This is a genomic window from Amycolatopsis sp. NPDC023774, from assembly GCF_040639695.1.
Lineage (GTDB): Bacteria > Actinomycetota > Actinomycetes > Mycobacteriales > Pseudonocardiaceae > Amycolatopsis.
Window position 1 is genome coordinate 739,796 of the sequence record NZ_JBFAAJ010000001.1, and the last position, 25,408, is coordinate 765,203.

The window sequence follows — 25,408 nt, forward strand, 5'->3', positions numbered from 1 at the left end:
GCGCCTACCAGGCTAACCCCCTCTGTGACGGCCGTGTGATGGAACTGCCCTGTGTGAGGCCTGGCGCACTAGGGGATCGATCACTGACTCGATCAAGTGTCCCGAGGAGCGGACTCTTGAGGTAAAGAAATTCGCCTGTCACGACTATTTCGGGCAACGTTGGTGCCTCCTTCGCCGAGGCGCCCGCACGTGTTCACGCCTGCCCGGTGCACTGTCGGGAGGATGCGGCCCACGTCGGCTGTGCGGCCGCCCTGGCGCTCCGAGGTGGTGCTGCACGATGTGGCTCGTCGAATGTCCCTCGTTCTGGGACCAGGGGCTCATCCGCCCCCTGGTCGTCGAGAACGGCAAGGTCGTCCTCAGGTGCGACTCCTGCGGCGTGGTCTGGCACACCCCCGCCGGCATCGACGACTTCGAGCACGTCGAACCGGGTGAACCCGACTGGTCCATCGGCCAGGACAGCCACGTGCGCCCGGGCACGGTCCGCTGGGCCTCCGCGGCGGAGGTCACGTCGGCCGGGTGGGGCGAGCTGGCCTGGCGCGAGCTGCCCTAGCTGTCTTCGCTTGCGTGGACGGCCTCGGCGAGCTCGGCGGACAACGGGTACCGCGGCTCGACCGGTACCAGCGCCCGGGCTTCGGCGACGCGCCCGTCGACGAGGTGTTCACGGACGGCGCGCATGACCGGCGTGATGTCGGTGACCGCGGTGATCCACTCGTCCACGTACCGGTCCACGGCCTCGCCCCGCAGCCCGAGCTGGATCGACCGGTGCGGCAGCGGGCGGTGGTGAACGTCACGCTCGGGGTCCCATTGCACGCGGACCGGGCTGGTCCGCACCGCCGCCTTCCACGCCGTCTTGTCGCGGTGCACCCGCGGGTCGAAGTGGCTCAGCGCCGCGTGGGCGAGCACCCAGGCGAAGCCCGCACGCGTCAGGTCGAGTGCCAGGGCGCGCTCCTGGCCGGGCTTGGTCGCCCAGCCGCAGCGGTAGCCCATCCACGTGAACGAGGGCTTGATCCACGTCATCCGCTCCCGCTTGAACGGCGCTACGAACGTGCCCGCCGCCAGCGCCGCGTCGGCGATCTCCGGTGAGTACGCCTGGTACACGCGGATCGTCCGGTCGTCGTGCCGCGCGCGGATTTGCCGGGCCGGGATCCGGGCCTCTTCGACCGCCTTCTCTTCGAACACGCTCCTGATTCTCGTGGCGTGCGCCGTTGCCTGGCGAAGGCTTTTCCGCGCGGCGTCAGCCGAGGGACCACAGGCGGGCGTAGTGGCCACCGGCTGCCAGGAGGTCGGCGTGGGTGCCCTGTTCGATGATGCGGCCGTGGTCGAGGACGACGATGCGGTCGGCCTTCGCGGCGGTGGCCAGGCGGTGCGCGACGACGAAGGTGGTGCGGCGGCGCGCGAGGTGTTCGGTGGCGCGCAGGACCGCGGCCTCGGTGGACGGGTCGAGAGCGGCGGTGGCCTCGTCGAGCAGCAGGACGTCGGGGTTCACCAGCTCGGCGCGGGCGAGCGCGACGAGCTGGCGCTGGCCCGCGGACAGCGACCGGCCGCGTTCGCCGACGGGCTGGAGGAAGCCGGCGGGCAGCGCGGCGACGCCGTCGAGCGCGCCGACCGAGCGGACGGCCGCCTCGACCTCCGCGTCGGTTGCGCCGGGGCGGCCGTAGCGGACGTTGTCGGCGACGGTGCCGGAGAACAGGTGCGCCTCCTGCGGCACCACGCCCATGCGGGCGCGCAGGCCGGGCAGGTCGTACTCGCGGACGTCGACGCCGTCGATCAGCACCGCGCCGCCCGTGGCGTCGTAGTAGCGCGCCACCAGCTTCACCGCCGTGGACTTGCCCGCGCCCGTCGCGCCGACCAGCGCCACCGTCTCGCCCGGCGCCACGTCCAGTGACAGCTTTTCCAAAGCCGGCTGCTCGGCACCCGTGTAGGAGAAGTCGACGTCCTTGAACGTCACCTCGCCGCTCAGGTGCTCCGGCAGCGCGATCGGGTGCGCGGCGGGCGGCACCGACGTCGGCGTGCGCAGCAGGTCGCCGATCCGGGCCATGCCGACGCGCGCCTGCTGATAGCCGTCGAACACGGCCGACAGCTGCTGGATCGGCGAGAAGAACTGCTGCAGGTACAGCAGGAACCCGAGCAGCACCCCGGCCTCCAGCGTCCCCGCGGCCACGCGGTTGGCCCCGATCACCAGCACCGTCGTGGTCGCCAGGTCCGACAGCAGCGCCACGAGCGGGAAGTACGTGGCGATGTAGCGCTGGGCCCGCAGCCGCGAGCGCCGGTACTCGTCACTGCGCGACGCGAACGCCGCCGCCGAACGCTCCTCGCGCGTGTACGCCTGGGCGACCCGCAGGCCGCTGACGTTCTCCTGCATGTCGGCGTTGACCACGCTGACCTTCTCGCGCGCCTCCGTGTACGCCCGCGAAGCGACCCGGCGGAACACCAGCGTGGCGACCAGCAGCACGGGCAGCATCGCGAGCGCGTAGAGCGCCAGCGACGCGTCGGTGACCAGCAGCGCGACGGTGATGCCCACCAACGTGAGCGCGCTCACCACGGCCGTGGCCAGACCGGTCTGCAGGAACGTGGACAACGCGTCGACGTCCGTGGTCATCCGGGTCATGATCTTCCCCGACAGCTCCCGCTCGTAGTAGTCGAGCCCGAGCCGCTGCAGGTGCGCATAGCTGCGCACGCGCAGCGAGTACAGCACCGTCTCGCCGACGCGCGCGGTGAGTCGCGTCTGACCGCGCACCACGAACCAGTCGGCCGCGACCACGACTGCGCCGATGCCCGCCATCAGCCAGACCACGCCGACGACACCCGGCTGCACGCCGTGGTCCACCCCTCGCTGGTACAGCGCGGGCAGCGCCAGCGACGCCAGTGCGTCGGCCGCCACCAGTGCGATCACCGCGACCAGCGGCCACCGCACGGGCCGCAGCAGCCGCGAAAGCCGGAACCCCGGGTCGGCGGCCGTGATGTCCACTTCGGACAGTCGTGGCTGGTCGTCGGCGGGCGGCAGCTTGCGCACGCCCTCCAGCAGCTCCGGCGTCGGCGGCACGTCGGCCCCGGCCCCGCCGCCGGCGAAACCGGTTCCACCGCCCGGCGTGCCCCCGCGTGCGGCGGCGGCCTCGGCGAGCGCGTCGACCTCGTCGCGGTCGTCGTCGCGGGGCCACAGCACCGGTGTGATGCCGTCGGCGTCGGGCTCGAGGTCCTCGCAGCGGTGCGGCTTCTCGACGTCGTCGCCCGGGCCTGCCACGAGCTCGCGGAACAGCGGGCAGCGCGCCTGCAGCTCCTCCTCCGTGCCGACGTCGACGACCTTGCCCTGGTCGAGCACGGCGATCCGGTCGGCCAGCTGCAGCGTGGAGCGGCGGTGCGCGATGAGCAACGTGGTGCGCGAGGCCGTGACCGAGCGCAGCGTGTCGTGGATCGCGGCCTCGGTGACGGTGTCGATCGCCGAGGTCGCGTCGTCCAGGATCAGCACGCGTGGGTCGGTCATCAGTGCCCGCGCGAGGCCGAGGCGCTGGCGCTGCCCGCCCGAGAGCGTGAGGCCGCGCTCGCCGACCTCCGTGTCGTAGCCGTGGGGCAGGGCGCGGATGAACTCGTCGGCCTCGGCCGCGCGGGCCGCTGCGTACACCTCTTCGTCGCTTGCGTCGGGACGGCCGTAGGCGATGTTGTCGCGCACGGACGAGGAGAACAGGAACGCCTCCTCGAACACCACGCCGATCGCCTGCCGCAGCTGCTTCAGCGGCACGTCGCGCACGTTGAGGCCGCCGACGCGGACCACCCCCGCGTGCGCGTCGTAGAAGCGCGGCAACAGGAGGGAGATCGTGGACTTGCCCGACCCCGCCGTGCCGACCAAGGCGAGCGTCTCGCCCGGCCGCGCCGTGAGCGTGAGGCCGTCGAGCACCGGCTCGCTGCGGGTGTAGCCGAACCGCACGTCTTCCAGCTCGACGCCGAGCGGGCCCTCAGGCAGCGGCCGCGCGTCGGGGCTGTCCACGACGTCGGGTTGGGCGTCGATGAGCTCGTACACGCGCTCGGCGCCCGCGCGCGTCAGCTGCGCCTGCACCACCAGGCTCGACAGCATCCGCGCGGGCCCGATGAGCGTGGCGAGGTAGGTGGCGAACGCCAGGAAGGTGCCGAGGCTGATCTGCCCGTTCAGCGCGAGGACACCGCCGATCGCGAGCACCGCGACCTGGCCGGAGGCCGGTAGCGCGGTGGTCGTGGCCGTGGGCACCGCGGACAGCTTGGCCGCGCGCAGCCGCTCGGCGAACAACCGCCGCGCCGTGCGCTCAAGCCGCGAGACCTCACGCGATTCCTGCCCGAAGCCCTTCACCACGCGCACGCCGGTGACGGTCTCTTCCACCTGCTGCGCCACGTCGGCCGCGCGCTGCTGCGCCGACCACGTGGCCGGGAAGAGCCGTTTGCGGCTCAGCGTCACGATGATGCCGACGGCCGGCGCCACCACGAGCGCGATGAGTGTGAGCAGCGGCGACATCCACAGCATCGCCCCCAGCGCGAGCAACGCGAAGATCACCGACCCGGCCGACAGCGGCACCTGCATCAGCAGCCCGGTGACGAGCTGCAGGTCGGAGATCGCGCGCGAGACCACCTGGCCCGTGCGCAGCGCGTCCTGCTTGCCGCCGTCGAGCCGCGAGACGGAGCCGAAGACCCGGTTGCGCAGGTCGTGCTGCACGTCGAGCGCGAGCCGGCCCCCGACGTAGCGGCGCAGGAACGCCGACCCGAACGCCACCACCTGCAGCGTGACCAGCGCGGCCGCGATGCCGCCGAGGCCCGAGGTGTGGCCCGCCACCGCGTCGTCGACCGCCGCGCGCACGAGCAGCGGGCTCGCCGCCTGCACCCCCACGGACAGGATCGCCGCGGTCATCGCGAGCACGACGACGCCCCGGTGCTCCCAGCACGCGGCCGAGAGCCGCCGGACCCAGCCGACGGGAGGAGCCGGCGTCTCAGCCGCCGGGCGGTCTTGACGCGCACGCGTCGCAGTGGTGGTCACGTTCTCAATCTAGGCACGGGGACCGACTTTTTATTCCGCCTTGAAGGGATGACGAGTCCCTTCACCCTTCAGCCGCCGCCGCGCCACCGCGCCACGCCGCCGAAGAGCCGTTGTGCCGCAACGCATCGCGGCCGCCGCAACCACGCCGGGTCGGCACCGACCGCACCGTGGGGGTTCCGGAGGCGGCCCCGGGCAGTACCTCGCCCCTTCCACGGGGGCACGAAGAGGGAACAGGAAGGGGACGAAAGGGGCGACCCGCTCAACCAGCCTGGGGGTCACTGGGAGCGGGTCGCCGAGTACCAGCTTAGGTAATAAGTGCGGACTTCGCTCCTCGGGGTCTTCAACGAACACCGATTACTTCTTCACAGAGTGAGCCCGCAACCGGTGAACAAGCACGTTCAGAACCGTGAAACCCCTCGTCAAGGGCACTTCTATCGACGAACGGGTACCGCTGAACGGGACGCGCGGCGTGACGAACGTCGCTCCGGCCAGAGGTTCCTCCTCGGCCCCATCGCGATGCCCGGAAAGAACACGAGGGGCCCCCGCTGGTTCGCGGAGGCCCCTCGAGGCGCCAGGTGGATCGGAAGGGTCACGCCAGGGCGGCCGCCAGGGGCGTGTGCGGCAGGCCGTGCGCGGTGGCGACGGGCTCGTTGGTGAGGGCGCCGCCGTGGGTGTTGAGGCCCTTGGCGAGCGACGCGTCGGCGTTCAGGGCCGCGTGCCAGCCGCGGTCGGCGAGCTGCAAGGCGTACGGCAGCGTCACGTTGGTGAGGCCGTAGGTCGAGGTCCGCGGCACGGCACCCGGCATGTTGGCGACGCAGTAGAACACCGACTCGTGGACGCGGTAGGTCGGGTCGTCGTGCGTGGTCGGGCGCGAGTCGGCGAAGCAGCCACCCTGGTCGATGGCGATGTCGACCAGCACGGAGCCCGGCTTCATGCGCGAGACGAGGTCGTTGGAGACCAGCTTCGGGGCCTTCGCCCCCGGCACCAGCACGGCGCCGATCACGAGGTCGGCCTCCAGCACCGACTCCTCGACCGAGAGGCGGTTGGAGGTGACCGTGCGGATGCGGCCGCCGAAGTCGTTGTCGATCTGGCGCAGGCGGTCGACGTTGGTGTCCAGGATCTCGACATCCGAGCCCAGGCCCAGCGCCACGCGGGCGGCGTTGAGGCCCGCGACGCCGCCGCCGATCACCACGACCCGCGCCGGGTGCACGCCGGGGATGCCGCCGGGCAGCACGCCGCGGCCGCCACTCGGCTTCATCAGCGAGTACGCGCCCACCTGCGGCGCCAGCCGGCCCGCGACCTCGGACATCGGCGCCAGCAGGGGCAGGGCGCCGGTGGCCGTCTGCACCGTCTCGTACGCGATCGCCGTGGTGCCTGCCGCCAGCAGAGCGTCGGTCAGGGGCCGGTCGGCCGCGATGTGGAGGTAGGTGAACAGCACCAGGTCCTTGCGCAGCCGGGGGTACTCCTCGGTGATCGGCTCCTTGACCTTGAGCACCAGCTCGCCCTCGGCCCACGTCTCGTCGGCGGTCGCGAGCACCTTCGCGCCGGCGGCCACGTACTCCTCGTCGCTGATCGACGACCCCACCCCGGCGCCGGTCTCGACGAACACGTCGTGACCACGTCCCACCAGCTCGTGCACGCCGGCCGGGGTCAGGGCGACCCGGTACTCGTGTTTCTTGATCTCACGGGGAACGGCGATACGCACGGCGGCCTCCTGGCGGCGGGTTGGTTCGAGGTGCTGCCACTCACGGTGATGCACCCGGACGGTGGTGTCATCATGCGCGTGGGACAGTTCTTCCGCCATTTCATGGTGCCACCGGCACAAATCGCTTGACCTCGACCGCGCTCGAGGTTGTTGGCTGTCGCACCTGGTCGCGGAGGAGGGCGTGCATGCGTGCGGTGTGGTTGAGGGAGTTCGGTGGGCCCGAGGTACTGGTGGCGGGGGAGGCGCCCGACCCGCTCCCGGGCCGGGCCAGGTACTGGTCGAGGTGGCGTTCGTGAACGTGACGTTCGTGGAGACGCAGTTCCGGGCGTCGGGCTTCGGCCCTTCCTCGGCGGCGTTGCCGATGATCCCCGGCAACGGCGTCGGCGGGGTGATCAGCAAGGTCGGCGACGGCGTGGACCTGGCGCTCGTGGGCCGGCGGGTGGTGACGTCGACCGGCGGCAGTGGCGGCTACGCCCAGCGCGCGGTGGTCGACGCGGCCCTGGTCTTCCCGGTGCCCGACGCGCTTTCGCTGGATGCCGCGGTCGCACTGCTCGCCGACGGCCGGACAGCCACCGGGCTCGTTCACGCCGCCGCCGTCGCACCGGGCGACCGCGTGCTCGTCGAGGCTGCCGCCGGTGGCGTCGGCAGCCTGCTCGTGCAGCTCGCCAAAACGGCCGGTGCGGAGGTCGTCGCGGCGGCGGGCAGCGCTGAAAAACTCGCGCGGGCCCGCGAACTCGGCGCGGACGCGGCGGTGGACTACACGACTGCTGACTGGGCCGCGGCGGTCGGACCGCTCGACGTGGTCTTCGACGGGGTGGGCGGCTCCATCGGGACCACCGCGTTTTCCTTGCTGCGCCCCGGTGGCCGCATGGCGGTGTACGGACTGGCGAGTGGCGCGTGGGCGGAAGTGTCCGAAGAGGACGCTCGCGCCCGGGGCGTCACGGTGATCCGCTCACTCGGCGACGCGGCCGCGTTGCGCGCATTCACGGTGTCCGCCCTCGACGCCGCTTCAGCCGGCCACCTCACTCCTGTGATCGGACAACGGTTTCCGCTCGCTTCCGCCGCCGACGCCCACGCGGCGATGGAAGCACGCGACACCGTTGGCAAGACGCTGCTGGTCGCATGACGCCGTTCGACGTCGACGAGTTCCTCGCCCAGCCGCTCACCGCGCGCGTCGCCACCGACGGTCCCACGGTGCGTCCGACCTGGTACCTCTGGGAGGAAAAGGCGTTCTGGCTCCTCAGCGGCCCGTGGTCCCGCTTGCCCGGCCGCGTCTGTGCCTCCCCGCGGCTCGCGCTGACGGTCGACGTGTGCGACCTCACGACCGGCCTGGTGCGCCAGGTCGTCGCGAGCGGTCCCGCGGAGGTCATGGCGTTCGACGTACCGCGCGGACGGCGGAAGCTGGTGCGCTACCTGGGGCCTGACGCGCAGCGGTGGGATCCGCGGTTCCGCGCTTACCTGAACGAGACCGCGCGGGGCACGGTCTGGGTTCGGCTGACGGCGGAAAGCCTTCGCGCCAAGGACCTGTCCTACGACGTCAGCTCCACCGCAGAGCCACCAGCTGCGTGAGCAACGCCAGCCGGACGGGTCCGGGTCTTGGCGTTCGACGCGGGGCGCATCGGGCGCAGTTGGGGCGCAGTGGGGCGCATTGCGCCAGTCCCCGAGCCCCAAGGACAGCCGCGCTTTTTAAGGCAAGTTCAGGCAAAGTCTTTGCATTGGTCGAGCGGGTATTCCGAGCGGGTAAGGGCTCTGGTGGTGTGGCGGAGCGTTGCCGAGACGGTGGTGGTTCTCCATGACGGTGAACACGGAGTCCACGCCGCGTTGAGGCAGGCAGTGGGCGTGTTCGGCGGTGGCCCTGGAGGGCGTCGGCGGTGAGCGCTCGTCCGGCCAGACCGACCTGGCCCGGGGCCAGGCACGATCGCGCAGCGGGCACAACTCGCTCACATGAGCATGGATTGAGGCGGTAATACGATAGCCGGGAGTCGTGCCCGACCTGAGCCCCACGCCGAGGACTTTGCTGGAACCCTGCCCTCCACGGTCGTTGTTACGAGAGGCCCCGCGAGGGCGTTCGACGTGGCGCAGGGACGGCGGACACTCGTGCCGTACCTGGGATCTGAAGTGCAACGGCGGGGCCCGCGCTTACCCGAACGAGACAACCACGGGCACCGGCTGACGGCGGAAAGCCTTCGCGCCAAGGACCTGTCCTACGACGTCAGCTCCACCGCAGAGCCACCAGCTGCGTGAGCAACGCCAGCCGGACATCAGGATCGTCCAGATCGAGTGGCACGAGTTCCAGCAGGCGTTTCATGCGGTACCGCAACGTGTTCGGGTGGATGCGCAGCTCCGCGGCGGCCGCGCGGGGATCGCCGGGGTGGCGGAGCCATTCGTAGAGCGTGTCGACGTAGCCGGCTTTCGTGGTTTCGTCGTGGGCGCGCAGCAGGCCGAGCGGGCCGAGGTCCGCGACGCGCGCGGTGGCCGAGCCGGTGGCGGCTCGGTGCAGCACCAGCGAGGTCCAGGCGTCCTCATACGCGACGACGCGTCCTTCCACCAAGCCGGCGCGCAGCAGGCCCAGGGCTTCGTCGGCTTGCGCGCGCGAAGTGGCCAACGCGGAGACGGCCACGGGAGCACCGGCGGCGGCGCGGGGCACGCCGCCGCGGCGGGAGGCGGGCTGCGCGGCGAGCGCGTCGCGCAGTTCGGCCCAGGCGCCGCCGTCGGGGACCACCGCGTAGAGCAGGCCGCCGAGCTCGGTGGCGACGGGGCGGCGGCCGATGCCCTGGGAGATGCGTTCGAGCAGCGCCAGTCGCAGGCCCTCGGCGTCGCGCCCGTCGCCGCCGGTCACCTCGATCGCGACGACGCGGTGGGGCTCGTCGGACAGATCCAGCTCGGCCACGACCCGGCGCTGGCCGGCGTGGCCTTCGAGGACCGCGCGCAGCAGCTCGGCCGACGCGCGGCGCTGCGCGTCCGTGTGCGCGCGGCGCCGAAGCAGGTGCAACGCGACCACCGGCGCGGCGTCGGCGAAGGCGGCCGCGCGCTCCTCCGACACCGGCCCCGCGACGACGGCCCACATCGACCCCAGCAGCTCGCCGCCCATCCGGATGGGCACGATCAGCCGCGGCAGCGTGCCGTCGCGCTGGGCCGGCACGAAGATCGTCTGCCGCCCGCGAGACAGCTCGCGGAACACGCCGCGCGAACGGAACCGCGCGAGCACGTCGTCCGGGATCCGGCGGCCCATGATCGTGGCGACGCGCGCCGGGTCGGTGAGGTCCTGGCGCGCGGAGTAGGCGAGCACCCGCGAGTTCGTGTCCTCGATGGTCACGGGTGCGTCGACCACGGACGCCACCGCGTCGGCGAGCCGGAACAGATCACCGGAGCCGGGGTCGCCGCCGTCTTCGAGGGACTCCGATTCGTCGCCCAGCGCGTCGAGGACTGTGCGTAGCAGCCACACGAGCTGGGCCCACGACGTCGCCGAATGGACCTGGATGAGCGCGATGCCGGCGGATTTCGCCCCGCGGCGCACGGCGGGTTTGGCCGCCAGTGGCGGTTTCAGCAGGACCGCGGCGGCGCCCTGCGCGGCGCTCACGCGCACCAGCTCGGCCGCGTCGGCCGGAGCCGCCGTGGCGACGCCGAGCACGAGGTCGCCCGCCGCGATGCCCGCGGGCACGCCAGGCTCGGCGATCACCACGTCGCCCGCCGCCGGGCAGTCGTCGGGCAGCTGGAGCGCGTGGAGCAACGTCGGCCCCACCCGGTCGACCACGCTGCGTACCGAGACCACGGGATACATCCTCGCCGAGACGCGTTCGGGGCGCTCGGCGCGGGTAGCCTTCGGGCGACGGTCGAACGGAGGGGGACCAGGCCCATCGTGGGTGTCGGCAAGATCGTCGTCGGCGTGGCGGACCAGTCGCCGGCGAAGAAGTTCTGGTCGGCGATCGTCGGGTTCACCGCGACCGCCGACGGGCCTACGACGACGAGACCACCGCTGGGTCGACGGTGACCGCACCCGACGGCACGATCCTCGTCCTGAGCCCGTACCCGGAGGACCGGCGCCCGATCGAGGTCGGCGTGGGGTTGGTGGGCGATGTTCACCGGCCCGGAGGGCAACTGGTTCGCGCTGCAACAGCGTGACTGAGTCCGTTATGGACGGTCACCCGAACGGCCGTGTCCGGGCACACTCTCGGGTGATCGACTTGCACGGTAGGTTGACGGAGTACTCCCAGCCCGTGGGAACCCTTGGGTGAGCCGTTCAGGGGAGCTAACTTCGTCCGAGGAGCCGATCCCTTTGAGCCGCAAGGAGAAACTGATGCCGGAAGACAGCTCGGCCTGGTCCTTCGAGACCAAGCAGATTCACGCCGGCGCGGCACCCGACCCCGCGACGGGCGCCCGCGCGACGCCGATCTACCAGACCACGTCGTACGTCTTCCGCGACACGCAGCACGGTGCAGACCTGTTCAGCCTGGCCGAACCCGGCAACATCTACACGCGCATCATGAACCCGACGCAGGACGTGCTGGAGCAGCGCCTGGCCGCGCTCGAAGGCGGCGTCGCGGCGCTCGCGTTCGCCTCCGGCTCGGCGGCCACCACCGCGGCGATCCTCACGCTGGCCGGCGCGGGTGACCACTTCGTGTCCAGCCCGTCGCTGTACGGCGGCACCTACAACCTGTTCCACTACACGCTGCCGAAGCTCGGCATCGAGGTCACGTTCGTCGACGACCAGGACGACCCCGAGCAGTGGCGCGCGGCCGTGCGGCCCAACACGAAGGCGTTCTTCGCCGAGACGCTGGCCAACCCCGGCAGCAACGTGCTCGACATCCGCGCCGTCGCCGACGTCGCCCACGAGGCCGGCGTGCCGTTGATCGTCGACAACACCGTGCCCACGCCGTTCCTGCTGCGCCCGATCGAGCACGGCGCCGACGTGGTCGTGCACTCGGCCACGAAGTACCTCGGCGGTCACGGCACCACGGTGGCGGGTGTGCTCGTGGACGGCGGCACGTTCGACTTCGGCAAGGATCCGGCGCGGTTCCCGGGCTTCTCCGAGCCGGACCCGAGCTACCACGGTCTCAAGTACTGGGAGGCTCTCGGCCCCGGCGCGTACGCGGCGAAGGCGCGCGTGCAGATCCTGCGCGACACCGGTGCGGCCATCTCGCCGCTCAACAGCTTCCTGATCCTGCAGGGCATCGAGACGCTGTCGCTGCGGCTCGAGCGCCACGTCGCCAACGCGCAAGCGCTCGCGGAGTGGCTGGAGGAGCGCGACGAGGTCGAGAACGTGTACTACGCCGGCCTCCCGTCGAGCAAGTTCTACGCGGCCGCGCAGAAGTACCTGCCGCGCGGCGCGGGCGCGGTGCTGTCGTTCGACCTGCGCGGCGGAGTCGAGGCCGGGCGGAAGTTCGTGGACGGCACCACGCTGCACAGCCAGCTGGTGAACATCGGCGACGTGCGCAGCCTGATCGTGCACCCGGCGTCGACCACGCACAGCCAGCTCAGCCCGGAGGAGCAGCTCGCGAGCGGCGTCACGCCGGGCCTGGTGCGGCTCGCCGTGGGGCTCGAGGGCATCGAGGACCTCAAGGCCGACCTCGAGGCGGGCTTCCGCGCCGCCAAGGCGGAACTGTGACGGATTCCGGTGCGCATCCCCTGCCCGTCACCGGTGCGTGGCGGGCAGGGGACCCACCCGGCAGGCGGCAGTGGTTCACCGGTCCCGGCGCACTGTCGCTGGAGGCCGGCGGGTCGCTGCCGTCCTACACCCTCGCGTACGAGACGTGGGGCACGCTCAATTCGGACGGCTCCAACGCGGTCCTCGTCGAGCACGCCCTGACCGGCGACAGCCACATCGCCGGCCCCGCCGAGCCCGGCCACCCCAGCGCGGGCTGGTGGGACGGGCTCGTCGGGCCCGGCAAGGCGCTGGACACGGACTCGCTGTTCGTGGTGGCGCCCAACGTGCTCGGCGGCTGCCAGGGCTCCACGGGCCCGTCGTCGCCCGATCCCGACGGCCGGGTTTACGGCAGCCGCTTCCCGGCCGTGACCGTGCGGGACCAGGTGGCGACCGAGGCGGCGCTCGCCGACGCGCTCGGCATCGAGCGTTGGGCCGGCGTCGTCGGCGGCTCGATGGGCGGCATGCGGGCCCTCGAATGGGCGGTGACTTTGCCCGATCGGGTGGCGTCTGTCCTGGTTCTCGCTTCGACGGCCCGCGCGTCGGCCGAGCAGATCGCCTGGGCTGCGCCACAACTGCACGCCATCCGCTCCGACCGGGGCTGGCACGGCGGTGACTACTACTCGGCGGCGCCGGGCGAGGGCCCGCACGCCGGCCTCGGCGTCGCCCGCCGGATCGCCCACGTGACCTACCGCAGCGAACCCGAACTGGCGCAACGCTTCGGCCGCCGGCCGCAGGGTTCGGAGGACCCCCTGCGCCGCGGGCGCTTCGCCGTGGAGTCCTATTTGGACCACCACGCCGACAAACTGGTCCGCCGCTTCGACGCCGGTTCCTACGTGGTCCTCACGGAGTCCATGAACACCCACGACGTGGGCCGCGACCGCGGCGGGGTGGGGTCGGCCCTGGGCCGCGTTCGCGCGCGGACCGTGGTCGCCGGCGTGGACAGCGACCGGCTCTATCCGCTGTACCAGTCGGCGGAGATCGCGGAGGGCGTCGGCGGTGAGACGGCGGTGGTTTCGTCGCCGTATGGGCATGATTCGTTCCTGATCGAGACGGGGCAGATCGCGGCTTTGGTGAAGTCCTTGCTGGGTTGACCGGGCGTGGGGTGGTGATCCGAGGCACGGTGAGGTGGTGGACGACGCCTTCACCTCACGCTTGGAGATCACCGATGGCCCGGTCGGCGCGCGATCCGGACCCACCGGCCGGCCGCTCTCCGTCGACCTGTACCCAATCCGGCGCGACTTCGCCCACGCCACCGGCTCGGCTTCGCACCACGCTTGGCTGGGCGGCCTCACCTGGACCGCCCACCTCAACGGCTCCATGGTCCTGGTCACCGTGACCGCGCCGGGCGGCGCTTCGTTCGGCTTCGGCCTTGCGGACGCGCCCGCCGCCGCCCTCCTCGCCGCGGCGGCGGATCGCCTGCAGGACTTCGTGGTCGAGCACCTCCGCGCCGGCCTGCCCACGGTCCCCGGCACCGCGCGCCCGGCTCGCGCCCGCGCTCACGACGACACGGCCCTCTGGTCCGACGACCGGACAACATGGTCGTGCCCGATCGGTGCTTACCCGTGACGCGGGCGAGCACCCGCAGCTGTTCATCGCTGCGGCACAACCCTCGCGCGGCGGCATAACCCACCCTCCCGGGGGCTGCCCAGGATCCATTTTATCGGCGGCCAGGGACAAAACCCCGTGCTCAGCCGGAGTTGTCCACACCAGCCCGTGTTCAGTCAGGGTTGTCCACAGCACCCGTTCGGTGGACCGCGCTCGCGCCGGGACAACCCCACCCTCCGGCGCGACCGCCGAACCCGGCACGACCACCCCATCCGGCGAAACCGCCGCGCGAGCGCCAAAACCGCCGTGCCACATCGAACCGGATCGATACCCCCGACAACAAGAAAGGGCGCCCCACCACGGGACGCCCCTTCCGAACGAGCAACAGGCAGAAAGATCAGCCGATCGCCGACGTCAACGGGTTGTAGTAGCCACCCCGCTGGCCGGCCGCCGTCGGGTGGTACGACTCGTCCACCGGCCAGGTGAGGCTGTGGAGGTAGTCGCCGGCCGACGAGCAGATGTTGTGCCCCACGAAAGCCGAGCGCACGTCCACGAACTGGGCGCCCGCGGCCGAAGCGCGGGAAGCCAGCACGGAGGCCAGCGTGTCCGCACCGGAGTTGATCGCGGAGCGCTTCGTGTCACTCAGGCCGACGTTGCAGGAGCCCGGCACGGTGTAGAAGCGCGGGTACGACAGGACCACGAGCTTCGCGTTGGGCGCCTTGGACTTCACGGCGCGGTAGACGTTGTCGAGCAGGCCCGGGAGGGTGTTCTGCACGTAGGTCTTGGCGGTGTCGACCCGGTCGATGCAGGTCTGGTCGCCGTTGAGGGTGCAGGTGGTGATCACGTCGGTGAAGCCGGCGTCGTTGCCGCCCACCGTGAGGGTGACCAGGGTGGCGCTGGACGGCATCGAGTTGATCTGGTTGAGCACGTCACCGGTCTTCGCGCCGGAGCAGGCGAGGAAGGTGAACGTGGTGCCGGAGTGGGCGTTGGCCCACAGCTGGCCGTAGGCGTTGGCGCTGCGCTTGCAGCTGCCCGAGCTGCCGTAGCTCCCGGCGCCCACCCCGGAGGAGTAGGAGTCGCCGAGTGCGACGTAGTTGGCGGGCGCCGCCTGGGCGATGCCCGCGAGGCCGAGAGAGGCGAGTAGAGCGACCCCCAGGGCCGCGCACATCCGGAGGAACGATCGTGAGGTGGGACGGGTGGCTTCAGCCATGGGTCACTCCTGGTCGTGACGGCTCGACGAGGAATACGAATACCAGGTGGAATCCCCACACGGCACCCCGGAATTCGCAGGTGACTCACTTGGCTCAAGCAGTAAGTAGGGCCGGAAGTTAGCGCTCGCTAACCGGCCGCCCTACTATGGCCAGATGCCGGCGAACCCCACCCCACTCGTGAACGGCGAGAAGGCGAACAGGCGTGAACAGATCATGGCCGCTGCTGCCGAGCTGTTCGCCCACCACGGCTTCCACGGTGTCGGGATCGACGACATCGGCGCGGCCGTCGGCATCTCGGGCCCGGCGCTCTACCGCCACTTCCGCAGCAAGGACGCCATCCTCGGGGAGATGCTGAACTCGATCAGCCACTACCTGCTCGAAGGCGGCACCGCCCGCGCCGAGACGGGCGGCACGCCGCTCGAGCTCCTCGAAGCGCTGGTGCGCTTCCACGTCGGTTTCGCGCTCGACCACCCGGCGCTGATCACCGTGCAGGAGCGCAACCTCGCGAACCTCACCGACAGTGACCGCAAGCAGGTGCGCGCGCTCCAGCGCCAGTACGTCGAGGTGTGGGTGCGCGCGATCCGCGACGCGATCCCCGGCCTCGAAGAGCGCGAAGCCCGCTCGGCGGCACACGCCGTGTTCGGCTTGATCAACTCGACGCCGTACAACCGCCATCTCGGTGACGTGGAGCTGTCCGAGCTGCTCTGCCGGCTCGCTCTGGGCGCACTTTCCGCGGCGGGCTGATCACCCGGATTCGGGGTATCCCCACGGAAGCCGGTGCTGGTGTTTGATAGGCACGTGACCCCGGACCGGAACGAGGACGAGCAGCGGCTCGTGGAGAAGGCGCAGCGCGCGCTCGTCGCCATCAGTCTCGGCGAGGACGCCGAGGCGCTCGAGGAGGTCACCCCGTCGTCCGACGAGCCGCAGGCGCGCTCGGAGGAGACCAAGGAGCTCATGCTGCTGCTGTTCGGCGAGTGCAGCGCCATGGTGTCCACGCTCGGTGACGGCGGTACAGCTCCGGTGAAGGTCCAGGTCTTCGACGAGGACGGTGAAGAGGTCTCCATCGACCAGGCCGACCCGCCCGTGCGCACCGCCGTGCGCACGCTGCTCGCCGAGGTGCACGGCAACACCGCGGCCGCGCGCGAGCAGGTGGAGATCGCCTTGGCCAGCGCCGCGCCCAACGAGGTCGACAGCCTCGTGCTCCAAGCGCTGCGCTGGACGATCCGGCTGTCGGTCGAATGCCTCGACCGCGACCTCCCCGTCGCCGACTGGATCTCCGACGCCGTCACCGATTGAGTCCCGGCTTCCGGGCAAACGCCCGCCGCGCCGGCAGGATCACGCCCGTGGAACGCGTGCTCGGCGTCAGCGGCTACCTCATCCGCGCCGCGGACCCGGCGGCCCTGGGCGCCTGGTACCGCGACTGCCTCCACGCCGACGGGACCGGGGTGTGGGAGCAACAAACCCGGCCCCACCCTGTTCGCCCCCTTCGAGGCCGACACCGTCTGCTTCGGCTCGAAGTCGCAGCAGACCATGGTCAACTTCCGCGTCCGCGACCTCGACGCCATGCTCACCCAGCTGCGCGACAAGGGCGCCGAAGTGGCCGAGGAGACGCAGGAGATGGCAGGCGCAGGGCGCTTCGGCTGGGTCACCGACCCGGAGGGCAACCGCATCGAGCCGTGGCAGACCGTCTGATGCCCGGCCGGTCGCGGTGACGCGGACGAACGGGGTCGAGCAGAAAACCCTCGTCGCGGCCCGCACGCGCCTCGGCCGGGTGCTGCCCGGTGTCGTGCGGTTCCCGGCACAGACCCGGGCCGACGGGTCCGTGTGGCTGCGCGCCCGGGCGCGCTGGTCGGTGCCGGACACCGAGCCGGGCCGCGCGGTGTCCGAAGCGCCGGCCGGGAGCTTGTGCACCGTCGAGGCGGCAGCCGATTTCCGCTCCTTGGCCTGGCGCAAGCTCATGCAGAATGCGCTCGCGGGGCTGATGGCCATCACCGGCCGGCGCGCCGGCATGTTCGCGCGCGCCGACATCGCCGAGCTCGGGCGCGCCTACCTGCGGGAGTGCCTCGCCGTGGCGCGGGCCGAGGGCGCCGACCTCGATGACGAGGGCTCCGGGAAATCATCGACGCGGTCCATGCCTACCCGGCGGACACGGGCACGTCGATCCTGGCCGATCGCGAAGCCGGTCGGCCGCTGGAATGGGACGTCCGCAACGGGGTCGTGCTGCGCCGCGGGCGCCACCACGGCATCCCGACACCCGTCAGCGAAGTCTTGGTCCCGCTGCTCGCAGCCGCGAGCGACGGGCCGGGCTGACGCAGGTGTGAGCGCCCGGACCCTGGCTGGACACTCCGGTTAGCGGTCGCTAACATCCGATGGGGAGTTAACGACCGCTAACGTCTTGGATCACCAACGTCTCGACGGGGAGTCATGGACACGCCGGTACTGAGCAGTTCCGCGGATCCGCGCAGCGACGCGTTCGCCCGCAGCGTCACCTCGCACGGCGAACTCGTGGAGGACCTGCGCAAGCGCCTGGACACCGCCCGCCTCGGCGGGCCCGAGAAGTCCCGTGCTCGGCACGTGGAACGCGGCAAGCTGCTGCCGCGCGACCGCGTCGACACCTTGCTGGACCCGGGTTCGCCGTTCCTGGAGCTCTCGCCGCTCGCGGCCAGCGGCCTCTACGACGACGACGCGCCGAGCGCCGGGATCATCACGGGCGTCGGGCGCGTCTCCGGGCGTGAGTGCGTGATCGTGGCCAACGACGCCACCGTCAAGGGCGGCACGTACTACCCACTGACGGTCAAGAAGCACCTACGCGCTCAGGAAGTGGCGCTGCACAACAACCTTCCGTGCATCTACCTGGTCGATTCCGGCGGCGCGTTCCTGCCGCGCCAGGACGACGTGTTCCCCGACCGCGAGCACTTCGGGCGCATCTTCTACAACCAGGCCACGATGTCCGCGCGCGGCATCCCGCAGATCGCGGCCGTGCTCGGCTCGTGCACCGCGGGTGGCGCGTACGTGCCGGCCATGAGCGACGAAGCGGTCATCGTTCGCAACCAGGGCACCATCTTCCTCGGCGGCCCGCCGCTGGTGAAGGCCGCGACGGGAGAGGTCGTCACGGCCGAAGAGCTGGGCGGCGGCGACGTGCACTCCCGTCAGTCCGGTGTCACCGACCACCTCGCCGACGACGACGCCCACGCACTGCGCATCGTCCGCGACATCGTCTCCACGCTCGGCCCGCGCACGCCGCGGCCGTGGGACGTGCTGCCCGTCGAGGAGCCGGCGGTGGACCCGCGCGAGCTCTACGGTGTGGTGCCCACGGATTCGCGCACGCCGTACGACGTGCGCGAGGTGATCGCGCGCGTGGTGGACCGCAGCCGGTTCTCCGAGTTCAAGAAGGAGTACGGCTCGACGCTCGTCACCGGCTTCGCGCACATCCACGGCCACCCGGTGGGCATCATCGCCAACAACGGCGTGCTGTTCGCGGAGTCGGCCATGAAGGGCGCGCACTTCATCGAGTTGTGCGACCGCCGTTCGATCCCCTTGGTGTTCCTGCAGAACATCACCGGCTTCATGGTCGGCAAGGCCTATGAGGCCGGCGGCATCGCGAAGCACGGCGCCAAGATGGTCACCGCCGTCGCGTGTGCGCGGGTGCCGAAGTTCACCGTGATCATCGGCGGCTCGTTCGGCGCCGGGAACTACTCGATGTGCGGCCGGGCGTACTCGCCGCGGTTCCTGTGGATGTGGCCCAACGCGCGGATCTCCGTGATGGGCGGCGAACAGGCGGCGTCGGTGCTTTCGACGGTTCGCCGCGACGCGATCGAGGCCCGTGGCGACGAGTGGTCGGCCGAGGACGAGGACGCGTTCAAGGCGCCGATCCGTGACCAGTACGAGCACCAGGGCAGCCCGTACTACTCCACTGCGCGGCTGTGGGACGACGGCGTGATCGACCCGGCGGACACCCGCACGGTGCTCGGGCTCGCGCTGTCGGCCGCGGCCAACGCGCCCCTGCCCGAGGTCAACTATGGCGTCTTCCGGATGTGATGAGCGTGTCTGACGGTTCTTTGTTCACCACGGTCCTGGTCGCCAACCGCGGTGAGATCGCGGTCCGCGTGATCCGCTCGCTGCGGGAGCTGGGTATCCGCTCGGTCGCGGTGTACAGCGACGCGGACGCCGACGCCAAGCACGTGCGCGAGGCCGACACCGCGGTGCGCCTCGGCCCAGCCGAGGCGGCGAAAAGCTATTTGTCGATCCCGGCCATCGTCGCTGCGGCTCAGGTGACGGGCGCGCAGGCCGTGCACCCGGGTTACGGCTTCCTCGCCGAGAACGCCGCGTTCGCGCGAGCGTGTGAAGAGGCGGGGCTGGTGTTCATCGGCCCGCCCGTCGCCGCGATCGAGCAGATGGGCGACAAGATCCGGGCCAAGGCCACGGTGTCCGCGGCCGGCGTGCCCGTCGTCCCCGGCGTGTCCGATGTGGACATTCCCGAGGGCGGGTTCGCCGAGGCCGTGGCCGGGGTGGGCTACCCGGTGCTGCTCAAGCCGTCCGCCGGTGGTGGCGGCAAGGGCATGCGACTCGTGCACGAGGAATCGGAGCTCGCTGCCGCGATCGAGTCCGCGCGCCGCGAGGCCCGGGGTTCCTTCGGCGACGACACCCTGCTGGTGGAGCGGTTCGTCACCACGCCGCGCCACATCGAGATCCAGGTGCTGGCGGACAAGCACGGCAACGTCCTGCACCTAGGCGAACGCGAGTGCAGCCTGCAGCGGCGGCACCAGAAGATCATCGAAGAGGCACCGTCGGTTCTCCTCGACGAGGCCACGCGGCAGAAGATGGGCGCCGCAGCCGCCGAGGCCGCGCGGTCGGTGGGCTACGTCGGCGCGGGCACGGTCGAGTTCATCATGTCCGCGCACGACCCGGACGAGTTCTTCTTCATGGAGATGAACACGCGGCTGCAGGTGGAGCACCCCGTCACGGAGATGGTGACCGGGCTCGACCTCGTGGCGTGGCAGGTACGCGTGGCCGCCGGTGAAGCGCTCACGGTGAAGCAGGAGGACGTGCGCCTCGAAGGCCACGCCGTCGAAGCCCGCGTGTACGCGGAGGATCCCGCCCGCGGTTTCATCCCGACCGGCGGCACGGTGCTGGCCGTGCACGAGCCGTCGGGCGACGGCGTGCGCGTCGACTCGTGGATGACCGAGGGCGCGGTGGTCGGGTCGAACTACGACCCGATGCTGGCCAAGGTGATCGCCTACGGTCCTGACCGCACGGCCGCGTTGCGCAAGCTCGACCGCGCGCTGGCGGACACGGCGTTGCTGGGCCTGGGCACGAACATCGCGTTCCTGCGCAGCCTGCTCGCCGACGAGGACGTGCGTGCGGGCCGGCTCGACACGGAGCTGGTGGACCGGCGGCTGCCCTCGCTGGTGTCGTCGGAAGTGCCCGAAGGGTTCTTCGTGGCGGCGGCGCTCGACCGGTTGCTTTCGTTGCAGCCCAGGGGTTCCGTGGTGGATCCGTGGGACGTGCCCAACGGGTGGCGCATCGGTGGCGGGGGCGGCGTCACGTTCCGCCTGCGCGCCGGCGAGATCCAGGCCGTGGTGCGCGTGACGGGGCCTGTTTCCCAGGCGAGCGTGCAGGTCGACGACCACGAGCCGGTCGAGGCGGCCGCGACCCGTGTCGGCGACGTGCTGGAAGTCCGGCGGGACAGCGGAATTGAGCGCTACCGTCGCGCCGATGGTCCGCAACGGACGGTCTGGCTCGCCCGCGACGGCTTCGGGTTCGCGTTCGCGGACCAGGAAGTGCGCCTGGCCGCCCGCGGTGAAGCAGCGGGCGCCGGGCCGGTGAAGAGCCCGATGCCGGGCACGGTGCTCGTGGTCAAGGTCGCCCAGGGCGACGTGGTCGCGGCCGGCACGCCGTTGCTGGTCGTGGAAGCGATGAAGATGGAACACACCGTGACCGCGCCGATCGACGGCGTGGTGAGCGAGCTTTCGGCGCGCGTGGGCCAGCAGGTGGCGTTGGACGAAACCCTGGCCGTGGTGACCCCGAACGAGGAGCAACGATGATCGACTTCCGGCTGGACGAAGAATACGAAGCGCTCCGCAAGACGGTCGAGGACTTCGCGCACAACGAGGTCGCGCCCGTGATCGGGCCGATGTACGAGAAGGAAGAGTTCCCGTACGAGCTCGTCGCCAAGATGGGGGAGATGGGCCTGTTCGGCCTCCCCTTCGCCGAGGAGTTCGGCGGCATGGGCGGCGACTACTTCGCGCTGTGCCTGGCGCTGGAGGAACTGGCGCGGGTCGACTCGTCGGTCGCGATCACGCTGGAGGCCGGCGTTTCCCTCGGCGCGATGCCGATCTACCGCTTCGGCACCCAGGAGCAGAAGGAAACCTGGCTGCCCGCGCTGTGCTCCGGCGAGGCCCTCGGCGGCTTCGGCCTCACCGAACCGGGTGGCGGCTCCGACGCCGGCGCCACGCGCACCCGCGCCAAGCTCGACGGTGACGAGTGGGTGATCAACGGCAGCAAGGCCTTCATCACCAACTCCGGCACCGACATCACGCGATTGGTCACCGTCACGGCGGTCACCGACGTGATGGAGAACGGCCGCAAGGAGATCTCCGCGATCTTGGTGCCCTCGGGCACGCCGGGCTTCGGCGTGGCGCCCAAGTACTCCAAAGTCGGCTGGAACTGCTCGGACACCCACGAGCTGTCCTTCACGGACGTTCGCGTGCCGGCGGAGAACCTGGTCGGCATCCGCGGCCGCGGCTACGCGCAGTTCCTGTCCATTCTGGACGAAGGTCGCGTCGCGATCGCCGCCGTGAGCGTGGGCCTGGCCCAGGGCTGCGTCGACGAGTGCCTCAAGTACGCGAAGGACCGCGTCGCGTTCGGCCACCGCATCGGCGAGTACCAGGCGATCCAGTTCAAGATCGCCGACATGGAGGTGCGCACCCACACCGCGCGCCTCGCGTACTACCAGGCAGCGTCGAAGATGCTGCGCGGCGAACCTTTCAAGAAGGAAGCGTCCATCGCGAAGCTCGTCGCCTCCAACGCCGCCATGGACAACGCCCGCGACGCCACCCAGATCTACGGCGGCTACGGCTTCATGAACGAATACCCGGTCAGCCGTTTCTACCGCGACGCGAAGATCCTGGAGATCGGCGAGGGGACGAGCGAGGTGCAGCGGATGCTCATCGCCCGTCACCTCGGCGTCGCTGCGGGCTAGTGCGTCAGCTCGCGGTCAGCACGAAGAACAGGAAGCTCGGGCTGATCGTGAGCAGGCGGTAGTCCTCGGGCCACAGCTCGCGAGCCTCCGGCGCGGGCATGGGTTCGCTGATCACCGAGATCTCGAAGCCCGCCGCGGTGAAGGCGGCGGTCATCGCGTGCAGGGGGCGGATCCAGACGGACATCGGGATCGTCTGGCTGCCGAACGTCCAGTCTTCGGTCCAGTTGTACGTCCCGAAGTAGTTGGTCTTGATCCCCTCCCTGCGCTGCAGGGCGTGGATGGCGAAGGGGTGGTCGACCGAGACCAGCAGGCGGCCACCGGGTTTGAGGGTGCGCCGCAGCTCCGTGAGCGACGGGCCCCAGTCCTCCAGGTAGTGCAGCACGAGGGACGCGATGACGTCGTCGAACGCGTTGTCGGCGTAGGGCAGCGGCTCGGCCAGATCGGCGACGCGCAGGTCGGCCTCGGGCCCGAGCCGGCGGCGGGCCAGCTTCAGCATGCCGGCGCTGAGGTCGAACCCGGACATGATCGCGCCGCGATCGCGCAGTGCCGCGGACAGGGGTCCGGCGCCGCAGCCGGCGTCGAGGATCCGTCTTCCGGCGACGTCACCGGCGAGCTGGAGCATCGCGGGCTGCTCGTAGTAGGCGTTCTGGATGCCGCCCTCGTTCTGGGCCGCGTACGCCTCGGCGAAGCTGTCGTAGTCGTTGGCCTGCAGCGTGCGGTTGTCCGGGGTCATGCGAGCGATCATGGCAGAAGACGCCTTCCTGCCCGTTGATCCCCTTTCACCACAACCCACCTGGCAAGCCGGACATCGGTCGGCGGGGCGAGTGGACCGCGGCCTGCACGTGGTCCGGTTCGACAACCGCGATTCCGGCCGGTCCACGCATTTCGACGACGCGCCCGCGCCGGATTTCCCGGCCGTTCTCGCGGGGGATTTCACGACGGCGGCCTACACGCTCTCGGACCTCGCGGGTGACACGGCCGGGCTGCTTGATGGCCGAGATGGGACAGCGGCCGAGTGTGCGGGCGGCGGTCGTGGCGTGGCAGGTGCGAGCGTCGCGGATCACGGGGTCGCCTGGGTTCGAGTTCGACGAGGCTGCCGTCGCGGAGCGAGCGGGGCGGACGTTCGACAGGGGCTGCCCCGCGCCGGGCATGCCATCGCCGTGCTGGCGTCGGGCGACCGCACGGATCGGCTGCGACGGCCGGAGGTGCCCACACTGGTCATCCACGGCGACGCCGACCGAATGTGCGACCTCAGCGGCGGGCGCGCCAGGGCGGCGGCGATCCCCGGGGCGCGTGGTGGTGCCCGGAACGGGGCACAGCCTGCCGCGTGAGCTGGGGGCGGACTTCGCGACGCGGATCGCGGAGCTGGGCTTCAACCGATGACCGCGGCCAGGGCTCGGCTCGCGCCGCCGAGCATGAAGCGGGGCGGCGACGCCGCGGTGAGCTTCGTCGTCGGCGCGGCGGACCCGGCGAGGCCGGGCAGGTGGTCCTGACGCTGCCCTAGGGGTACAACGTCGAAGATGGGGACTTTCACGATCCGCCCGGGCGAGCCCGGCGACGCCGACACGTTGCTGCGCTTCTTCGACGAGGCCGTCGAGTGGCTGGTGGCGCGCGGCAACTCCGGTCAGTGGGGTGATCAGCCGTGGAGCAGTATTCCGCACCGGGCCTCGCGCGTGGCCGACATGGCGAAGGAGCCGGGCCTCAGCGTCGCCGAGGTCGACGGTGAGCCCGCTGGCGCGCTGATCGTCAGCGAGCGGTGCCCGAAACACGTGCCGCCGGCCGGGGAGCGGGAGCTGTACATCGGGCTGCTCATCACGTCACGCCGGTTCACGGGCCACCGCGTGGGCGCGCGGCTGCTGGCGCACTCGCTGGAGGTGGCCCGGAAACGCGGCATCGGCCTCGTGCGGGTCGACTGCTGGGCCGGTGGCGACGGCGGGCTGCAGCGCTACTACGAGCGCCAGGGCTTCACGCCGACGGTCCGCTTCGACGTCGGCGGCTGGATCGGTCAGGTCTTCGAACAGCGCCCCTGATCGAGGCAGTCGACTGGCGCTCGGCGCCGCGCCGGGGCACGATATTGACACGACGCCAATAGTGTTCCGTCTCCGTCGACGCAGGAGGAGCCCGCCATGGCCAAGCAGCCGCGAACGCTGTCCGGGAAGGTCATCGTCATCACCGGAGGCGCACAGGGCATCGGGGCCGCCACGGCGACCGCGCTCAGGCGGCTCGGCGCGCGGGTGGTGCTGGGCGACCTCGACCACGTCCGCGCGGAGAAGACGGCCGGCGAGCTGGGGCCGGAGGCCGTCGCGTTGCCGCTGGACGTGACCGACACGAAAGCGTTCACCGAATTCCTCGACGAGGTCGAGCGCCAGATCGGGCCCATCGACGTGCTGATCAACAACGCTGGCATCATGCCGCTGGCGCCGCTCGACGAGGAGGACGACGCGGCGACGCGGCGGATGCTGGAGATCAACCTGCACGCCGTCATCCACGGCACGCGCGAAGCCGTGAAGCGGATGAAGCCGCGGGGGACCGGGCATATCGTGAACGTCGCTTCGATGGCCGGGAAGTCCGGGTTCCCGGGCGCGGCCACCTATTGCGCGACCAAGCACGCCGTGGTCGGGCTGTCGGAGGCGGTGCACCTCGAGCTGCGCGGCACGGGCGTGTCGGTGTCGTGCGTGATGCCGGCGGTGGTGCGCACGGAGCTGGCGTCCGGGCTCGGCGAGGCGAAATTCATCAAGTCCGTGGGGCCCGAAGACGTCGCCTCGGCGATCGCGGATGCCCTGAAATACCCCAAGTTCGATGTTTTCGTGCCGAAATCCCTGGATTTCACGGGCCGGATCACGCGGCTGTTCCCGCGCGCGTTCGGCGAATGGTTCGTGCGGGCGCTCGGTGGTGATCAGCTGCTGGCGTCGGCCGCGCATTCCCCGGCGCGGGCGGAATACGAGTCCCGTGCTGCTCAGAGCGCTCCGGCGGCCGACGCGGGGAACTAGGTTCCCGGTCACCGGACACTGTCCGAAATGGACGTGGTTGCCGGGTACTCGCAAGTGTGGCGGTGTTGATGCCGCCCGCTGCCCCGGGCAAGATTGCCTCCGAGACGTCGAGCTCA

The 25,408-nt window shown here is 71.1% G+C and carries 21 protein-coding genes and 2 pseudogenes; 17 read left to right on the forward strand and 6 right to left on the reverse strand.

What is annotated here, in order from left to right; all coding sequences use genetic code 11:
* The first annotated feature begins 277 nt into the window (after positions 1-277).
* The gene (locus AB0F91_RS03710; protein ID WP_360594434.1) at positions 278-550 is read left to right on the forward strand and encodes a hypothetical protein; all 273 of its coding nucleotides are present in this window, start codon (positions 278-280) and stop codon (positions 548-550) included.
* Here the strand turns inward: AB0F91_RS03710 and AB0F91_RS03715 are convergent.
* The 3 genes from AB0F91_RS03715 to ald all read right to left on the reverse strand — a co-directional run bounded on the left by AB0F91_RS03715 (position 547) and on the right by ald (position 6,701).
* Positions 547-1,179, reverse strand: coding sequence for a DUF4291 domain-containing protein (locus tag AB0F91_RS03715; RefSeq protein ID WP_360594435.1), 633 nt, complete (start codon positions 1,177-1,179; stop codon positions 547-549). The genes AB0F91_RS03710 and AB0F91_RS03715 overlap by 4 nt on opposite strands.
* A gap of 55 nt (positions 1,180-1,234) precedes the next feature.
* Entirely contained in the window at positions 1,235-4,996 is a 3,762-nt protein-coding gene (locus AB0F91_RS03720) for an ABC transporter ATP-binding protein (protein WP_360594436.1), read from the reverse strand.
* A 589-nt stretch (positions 4,997-5,585) separates the two neighbouring features.
* Positions 5,586-6,701 carry an alanine dehydrogenase gene (ald, locus tag AB0F91_RS03725; protein WP_360594438.1) on the reverse strand — a complete coding sequence of 372 codons (1,116 nt, stop codon included), beginning with the start codon at positions 6,699-6,701 and terminating at the stop codon, positions 5,586-5,588.
* Between the two features lie 185 nt (positions 6,702-6,886).
* Between ald and AB0F91_RS03730 the strand changes: the two are divergent.
* Positions 6,887-7,827: pseudogene (locus AB0F91_RS03730) on the forward strand (zinc-binding dehydrogenase).
* Positions 7,824-8,270 (forward strand): pyridoxamine 5'-phosphate oxidase family protein, encoded by a 447-nt coding sequence (locus AB0F91_RS03735; protein WP_360594440.1) that lies wholly within the window; start codon positions 7,824-7,826, stop codon positions 8,268-8,270. The pseudogene AB0F91_RS03730 and the gene AB0F91_RS03735 overlap by 4 nt, the downstream one beginning before the upstream one ends.
* Positions 8,271-8,913: 643 nt before the next feature.
* Here AB0F91_RS03735 and AB0F91_RS03740 read toward each other — a convergent pair.
* A complete protein-coding gene (locus AB0F91_RS03740; protein WP_360594441.1) occupies positions 8,914-10,473 on the reverse strand; it encodes a helix-turn-helix domain-containing protein in 1,560 nt (519 codons plus the stop codon).
* A gap of 87 nt (positions 10,474-10,560) precedes the next feature.
* Between AB0F91_RS03740 and AB0F91_RS03745 the strand changes: the two genes are divergently transcribed.
* The 4 genes from AB0F91_RS03745 to AB0F91_RS03760 all read left to right on the forward strand — a co-directional run bounded on the left by AB0F91_RS03745 (position 10,561) and on the right by AB0F91_RS03760 (position 13,911).
* Positions 10,561-10,692, forward strand: a complete 132-nt coding sequence (locus AB0F91_RS03745) for a hypothetical protein (protein ID WP_360594443.1) — start codon at positions 10,561-10,563, stop codon at positions 10,690-10,692.
* Between the two features lie 306 nt (positions 10,693-10,998).
* Entirely contained in the window at positions 10,999-12,306 is a 1,308-nt protein-coding gene (locus AB0F91_RS03750) for a bifunctional o-acetylhomoserine/o-acetylserine sulfhydrylase (protein ID WP_360594444.1), read from the forward strand.
* Positions 12,303-13,436 carry a homoserine O-acetyltransferase gene (locus tag AB0F91_RS03755; protein WP_360594445.1) on the forward strand — a complete coding sequence of 378 codons (1,134 nt, stop codon included), beginning with the start codon at positions 12,303-12,305 and terminating at the stop codon, positions 13,434-13,436. The genes AB0F91_RS03750 and AB0F91_RS03755 overlap by 4 nt, the downstream gene beginning before the upstream one ends.
* A gap of 37 nt (positions 13,437-13,473) precedes the next feature.
* Positions 13,474-13,911 carry a hypothetical protein gene (locus AB0F91_RS03760; RefSeq protein ID WP_360594447.1) on the forward strand — a complete coding sequence of 146 codons (438 nt, stop codon included), beginning with the start codon at positions 13,474-13,476 and terminating at the stop codon, positions 13,909-13,911.
* 376 nt (positions 13,912-14,287) lie between these two features.
* Here AB0F91_RS03760 and AB0F91_RS03765 read toward each other — a convergent pair whose 3' ends face one another.
* On the reverse strand, positions 14,288-15,058 hold the full coding sequence (locus tag AB0F91_RS03765; protein WP_360595143.1) for an SGNH/GDSL hydrolase family protein: 771 nt from the start codon (positions 15,056-15,058) through the stop codon (positions 14,288-14,290).
* A gap of 196 nt (positions 15,059-15,254) precedes the next feature.
* Between AB0F91_RS03765 and AB0F91_RS03770 the strand changes: the two genes are divergently transcribed.
* The 8 genes and pseudogenes from AB0F91_RS03770 to AB0F91_RS03805 all read left to right on the forward strand — a co-directional run bounded on the left by AB0F91_RS03770 (position 15,255) and on the right by AB0F91_RS03805 (position 22,302).
* Positions 15,255-15,845, forward strand: a complete 591-nt coding sequence (locus AB0F91_RS03770; protein WP_360594449.1) for a TetR/AcrR family transcriptional regulator — start codon at positions 15,255-15,257, stop codon at positions 15,843-15,845.
* 54 nt (positions 15,846-15,899) lie between these two features.
* Complete coding sequence (locus tag AB0F91_RS03775) at positions 15,900-16,397, forward strand: hypothetical protein (protein WP_360594451.1); 498 nt, start codon at positions 15,900-15,902, stop codon at positions 16,395-16,397.
* A 234-nt stretch (positions 16,398-16,631) separates the two neighbouring features.
* On the forward strand, positions 16,632-16,793 hold the full coding sequence (locus AB0F91_RS03780) for a VOC family protein (RefSeq protein WP_360594453.1): 162 nt from the start codon (positions 16,632-16,634) through the stop codon (positions 16,791-16,793).
* 187 nt (positions 16,794-16,980) lie between these two features.
* Positions 16,981-17,193: pseudogene (locus AB0F91_RS03785) on the forward strand (ketopantoate reductase C-terminal domain-containing protein); the annotation flags it as partial.
* A 71-nt stretch (positions 17,194-17,264) separates the two neighbouring features.
* Positions 17,265-17,411 carry a ketopantoate reductase C-terminal domain-containing protein gene (locus AB0F91_RS03790; RefSeq protein ID WP_360595144.1) on the forward strand — a complete coding sequence of 49 codons (147 nt, stop codon included), beginning with the start codon at positions 17,265-17,267 and terminating at the stop codon, positions 17,409-17,411.
* Between the two features lie 114 nt (positions 17,412-17,525).
* Positions 17,526-19,139 carry a carboxyl transferase domain-containing protein gene (locus tag AB0F91_RS03795; RefSeq protein WP_360594455.1) on the forward strand — a complete coding sequence of 538 codons (1,614 nt, stop codon included), beginning with the start codon at positions 17,526-17,528 and terminating at the stop codon, positions 19,137-19,139.
* A gap of 20 nt (positions 19,140-19,159) precedes the next feature.
* On the forward strand, positions 19,160-21,145 hold the full coding sequence (locus tag AB0F91_RS03800) for an acetyl-CoA carboxylase biotin carboxylase subunit (protein WP_360595146.1): 1,986 nt from the start codon (positions 19,160-19,162) through the stop codon (positions 21,143-21,145).
* Positions 21,142-22,302: an acyl-CoA dehydrogenase family protein gene (locus AB0F91_RS03805; RefSeq protein WP_360594456.1), complete on the forward strand. Its 1,161-nt coding sequence runs from the start codon at positions 21,142-21,144 to the stop codon at positions 22,300-22,302. Before AB0F91_RS03800 ends, AB0F91_RS03805 begins: the two co-directional genes overlap by 4 nt.
* Before the next feature lie 4 nt (positions 22,303-22,306).
* On the opposite strand, the gene AB0F91_RS03810 is transcribed toward AB0F91_RS03805, so the two are convergent.
* Positions 22,307-23,035, reverse strand: a complete 729-nt coding sequence (locus AB0F91_RS03810; protein ID WP_360594457.1) for a class I SAM-dependent methyltransferase — start codon at positions 23,033-23,035, stop codon at positions 22,307-22,309.
* 787 nt (positions 23,036-23,822) lie between these two features.
* Between AB0F91_RS03810 and AB0F91_RS03815 the strand changes: the two genes are divergently transcribed.
* Together AB0F91_RS03815 and AB0F91_RS03820 are read left to right on the forward strand one after the other, a co-directional pair.
* Positions 23,823-24,332, forward strand: coding sequence for a GNAT family N-acetyltransferase (locus AB0F91_RS03815; protein WP_360594459.1), 510 nt, complete (start codon positions 23,823-23,825; stop codon positions 24,330-24,332).
* Positions 24,333-24,428: 96 nt separating this feature from the next.
* Complete coding sequence (locus AB0F91_RS03820; protein WP_360594460.1) at positions 24,429-25,292, forward strand: SDR family oxidoreductase; 864 nt, start codon at positions 24,429-24,431, stop codon at positions 25,290-25,292.
* Positions 25,293-25,408: the final 116 nt, after the last annotated feature.

Excerpts from the sequence above, each read along its gene's own strand:
- AB0F91_RS03795 (WP_360594455.1), top strand. The coding sequence starts at position 17,526 with ATGGACACGCCGGTACTGAGCAGTTCCGCGGATCCGCGCAGCGACGCG.
- AB0F91_RS03815 (WP_360594459.1), top strand. The coding sequence starts at position 23,823 with ATGGGGACTTTCACGATCCGCCCGGGCGAGCCCGGCGACGCCGACACG.
- AB0F91_RS03750 (WP_360594444.1), top strand. The coding sequence starts at position 10,999 with ATGCCGGAAGACAGCTCGGCCTGGTCCTTCGAGACCAAGCAGATTCAC.
- AB0F91_RS03735 (WP_360594440.1), top strand. The coding sequence starts at position 7,824 with ATGACGCCGTTCGACGTCGACGAGTTCCTCGCCCAGCCGCTCACCGCG.
- AB0F91_RS03710 (WP_360594434.1), top strand. The coding sequence starts at position 278 with ATGTGGCTCGTCGAATGTCCCTCGTTCTGGGACCAGGGGCTCATCCGC.
- AB0F91_RS03820 (WP_360594460.1), top strand. The coding sequence starts at position 24,429 with ATGGCCAAGCAGCCGCGAACGCTGTCCGGGAAGGTCATCGTCATCACC.
- AB0F91_RS03780 (WP_360594453.1), top strand. The coding sequence starts at position 16,632 with ATGGTCAACTTCCGCGTCCGCGACCTCGACGCCATGCTCACCCAGCTG.
- AB0F91_RS03770 (WP_360594449.1), top strand. The coding sequence starts at position 15,255 with ATGCCGGCGAACCCCACCCCACTCGTGAACGGCGAGAAGGCGAACAGG.
- AB0F91_RS03765 (WP_360595143.1), bottom strand. The coding sequence starts at position 15,058 with ATGTGCGCGGCCCTGGGGGTCGCTCTACTCGCCTCTCTCGGCCTCGCG.
- AB0F91_RS03805 (WP_360594456.1), top strand. The coding sequence starts at position 21,142 with ATGATCGACTTCCGGCTGGACGAAGAATACGAAGCGCTCCGCAAGACG.
- AB0F91_RS03810 (WP_360594457.1), bottom strand. The coding sequence starts at position 23,035 with ATGACCCCGGACAACCGCACGCTGCAGGCCAACGACTACGACAGCTTC.